Genomic DNA, 3,495 nt, shown 5'->3' with positions numbered 1-3,495 from the left:
CGGCTACCTGGTGACCGGCGAGGGCTGGGACCGCGAGCAGGCGGTGCTGCGGCTGCGCGCCGAGCTGCCGGCCGCGCTGGTGCCGCTGCTGGCCCCGGTCGAGCTGGACCCGGCCGTCCTGCGCGAGCAGGCCCGGGCCGGGCTGCTACCCGCCGTGCTGCGCGGGCTCGTCCGGGTGCCGGCCCGGCGCTCGGCCGCCGGCCGCACGCTGGCGCTGCGGCTGGCCGAGGTGCCGGAGGCCGAGCGGCTGGGCGCGGTGCTCGACCTGGTGCGGGCGCAGGTCGCGTCCGTGCTCGGCCACGACTCCGCCGACGAGGTGGACGGCGACCGGGCGTTCAAGGAGCTCGGCTTCGACTCGGTGATGGCCGTCGAGCTGCGCAACCGGCTGTCGCAGAGCACCGGCGTTCCGCTGCCCGCGACCGTCGTGTTCGACCACCCGACGCCGCTGGCCGTCGCCCGGCTGCTGCTCGCTCAGGCGGACGGCACCCCGGACACCGCCGCCCCGGTCGCCCAGAAGCGGCAGGGCTCGGTGGACGAGCCGCTGGCCATCGTCGGCATCGGCTGCCGCTACCCCGGCGGCATCACCTCCGCCGAGGACCTGTGGACGGTCGTCGCCGAGGGCCGCGACGTGATCGGCCCGTTCCCGACCGACCGCGGCTGGGACCTGACGAAGCTCTACGGCGACGCCGCCCAGACCGGCACCAGCACCACCCGGGCCGGCGGCTTCGTCAACGGCATCGGCGACTTCGACGCCGACTTCTTCGGCATCAGCCCGCGCGAGGCCGTCGCCATGGACCCCCAGCAGCGCCTGCTGCTGGAGACCTCCTGGGAGACCCTGGAGCACGCGGGAATCGACCCGACCTCGCTGCGCGGCAGCGACACCGGCGTGTTCGTCGGCATCACCGGCGCCGACTACTCGGCCAACGTGCCCGAGGAGTACGAGGGCTACCGGCTGACCGGCACCATGACCAGCGTCGCCTCCGGCCGGATCGCCTACACCCTCGGCCTGGAGGGCCCCGCCCTCTCGGTCGAGACGGCGTGCTCCTCCTCCGGCGTCGCCCTGCACCTCGCCGCGCAGGCGCTGCGCGGCGGCGAGTGCTCGCTGGCCCTCGCCGGCGGCGTGACCTTCATGACCACGCCGGTCGTCATGACCGAGTTCAGCCGCCAGCAGGCGGTCTCCGGCGACGGCCGCTGCCACGCCTACGCGGCCTCGGCGACCGGCACCGGCTTCTCGGACGGCCTCGGCCTGGTCGTGCTGGAGCGGCTGAGCGACGCGCGGCGCAACGGCCGCCGCATCCTCGGCCTGATCCGGGGCACCGCGATCAACCAGGACGGCGCCAGCAACGGCCTCACCGCGCCCAACGGCCCCTCGCAGGAGCGGGTGATCCGGCAGGCGCTCGCCAACGCCGGGCTGACCGCCGCCGACGTGGACGCCGTCGAGGGCCACGGCACCGGCACCGTGCTCGGCGACCCGATCGAGGCGCACGCCCTGCTGGCCACCTACGGCCAGGAGCGCGACGGCGAGCCGCTGTGGCTCGGCTCGATCAAGTCCAACATCGGCCACACCTCGGGCGCCTCCGGCGTCGCCGGCCTGATCAAGATGGTGATGGCGATGCGCAACGAGGTGCTGCCGCAGACGCTGCACGTCGACACGCCGTCCCCGCACATCGAGTGGCAGACCGGGGAGGTCGAGCTGCTCACCGAGGCCCGGCCGTGGCCCGCGGGCGAGCGCCCGCGCCGGGCCGGTGTGTCGTCCTTCGGTGTCAGCGGCACCAACGCGCACATCATCGTCGAGGAGGCCCCGGCCCCCGCCCCTGAGATCGCGGCCCGGGCCGCCGAGCCCGCCGCCGAGACCGCCCCGGCGGTGCCGGTGCTGCTCTCCGCCCGGACCGGGGCCGCCCTGCGCGCCCAGGCCGAGCGGCTTCGGCGGCACCTGCTGGAGAACCCCGGGCTCTCCGTCCTCGACCTCGGGTACTCCCAACTGACCACCCGGGCCCGGCTGGAGTACCAGGCGGTGCTGGTCGCCGCCGAGCGGGACGACCTGGCCGCCGAGCTGGCCGCCTTCGCGGTCGGCGAGGTGACCGAGCGGACGGCCACCGGGCGTACGGACTCCTCGGCCGTGAAGCCGGTGTTCGTGTTCCCCGGGCAGGGGGCCCAGTGGGTCGGCATGGCCGCCGAACTGCTGGACTCCGCACCGGTGTTCGCGGCGGAGATCGCCGCGTGTGGTGACGCGCTGGCCGAGTTCGTGGACTGGAAACTGGAGGACGTCCTGCGGGGCGCCGAGGGCGCTCCGTCGTTCGACCGGGTGGACGTCGTCCAGCCGGCGCTGTTCTCCGTCATGGTGTCGCTCGCGGCGCTGTGGCGCTCGTACGGTGTGGAGCCTGCGGCGGTCGTGGGCCACTCGCAGGGTGAGATCGCGGCGGCTTACGTCGCGGGCGGGTTGTCGCTGCGCGACGCGGCCCGGATCGTCGCGGTGCGCAGCCAGTTGGTGCGCGACAAGCTCGCGGGCCTGGGCGGCATGATGTCCGTCGCCCTGCCCGTCGACCGGGTCGAGGAACTGCTGGCGCCGTACGCGGGCCGCCTCTCCGTCGCCGCCGTCAACGGCCCCTCCGCCGTCGTCGTCGCCGGTGAACCCGACGCGCTGGACGAGGTGTTCGGGACCTGCGAGCGCGACGGCGTCCGCGCCCGCAAGGTCAAGGTCGACTACGCCTCGCACTCCCCGCAGGTCGAGGCCATCGAGGCCGAGCTGCTCGCCGCCCTCGCGCCGGTCGAGCCGACCGGCGGCCGGGTGCCGTTCTACTCGACGGCGGTCGGCGGCTACCTCGACACGGCGACGATGGACGCCGCGTACTGGTACGCCAACCTGCGCGGCCAGGTCGGCTTCGAGCCGGCCGTCCGGGCGCTGATCGACCAGGGCACCGGCTGCTTCCTGGAGATGTCCCCGCACCCCGTGCTGGCCATGGCCGTGGAGGACACCGCCGAGGCCCGCGGCGCCGCCCGCCGGGTCAAGGTGGTCGGCTCGCTGCGCCGCGGTGAGGGCGGCCTGCGGCGGTTCCTGTTCTCCCTCGCCGAGGCGCACACCGCCGGGGTGAAGGTCGACTGGGCCGTCTGCTTCGCCGAGGCCGGCGCCCGCCGGGTCGAACTGCCGACCTACGCCTTCCAGCACAAGCGCTACTGGCCGAACCCGCGCCCGGCGGCCGGCGACCCGTCCGCCTCCGGCCTCGGCCGGGTCGGGCACCCCGTCCTGGCCGCCGCCCTGCAGCTCGCCGACGGGGAGCAGTGGGTGCTCACCGGCCGCCTGTCGCAGGAGACCCAGCCGTGGCTGCGCGACCACGTCGCCTTCGACCTGCCGGTCGCGCCCAGCACCACGCTGGTCGAACTGGCACTGGCCGCCGGCCGCAGCGTCGGGGCGCCGCTGCTCGACGAACTGGTCTTCGAGGCGCCGCTGCTGGTGCCGGACGGCGCCGCGCTCCAGGTGCAGGCCATCGTCGGCGC

At 75.4% G+C, this 3,495-nt stretch carries 1 protein-coding gene; it reads left to right on the top strand.

The features are described from left to right. A partial coding sequence (locus ABD308_RS32740) for a type I polyketide synthase (RefSeq protein ID WP_344343161.1) occupies positions 1 to 3,495 on the top strand: 3,495 nt, incomplete at both ends.

It is taken from the genome of Kitasatospora putterlickiae (assembly GCF_039527695.1).
Taxonomy (GTDB): domain Bacteria; phylum Actinomycetota; class Actinomycetes; order Streptomycetales; family Streptomycetaceae; genus Kitasatospora; species Kitasatospora putterlickiae.
This window is presented reverse-complemented; position numbering and strand designations above follow the sequence as displayed.